The organism is Psychrobacter sp. W2-37-MNA-CIBAN-0211, assembly GCF_040309405.1.
Classification (GTDB): domain Bacteria; phylum Pseudomonadota; class Gammaproteobacteria; order Pseudomonadales; family Moraxellaceae; genus Psychrobacter; species Psychrobacter glaciei.
Genome location: NZ_JBEOOU010000437.1, coordinates 1 through 250 on the forward strand (window position 1 = coordinate 1; position 250 = coordinate 250).

The window sequence follows — 250 nt, forward strand, 5'->3', positions numbered from 1 at the left end:
GTTTAATAGACTCGCTCGCCTCACTACATGAAAGGGTGCTGTTAATTAATGCGCAACCTTGAGGGTGGCTACAGTCAGTAAACTTGGCTGCAGCGCCAAGCAATAAGCCGCGAACCACATCAGCAACATATTGATGTTTAAAAGCCGTATTAAATAATGAATCTGGGCGGTTTTCGTATAAATCGATGGCTTTTAAAAATAGCTGCTCTTTATTACCAAATGCGGCATACAGGCTAGGCTTCTTGATCCC

At 43.2% G+C, this 250-nt stretch carries 1 pseudogene; it reads right to left on the minus strand.

Going from position 1 to position 250, the window contains the following annotated elements:
- Window positions 1-250 (minus strand): annotated as a pseudogene (locus AAEY72_RS15795) (TetR/AcrR family transcriptional regulator); the annotation flags it as partial.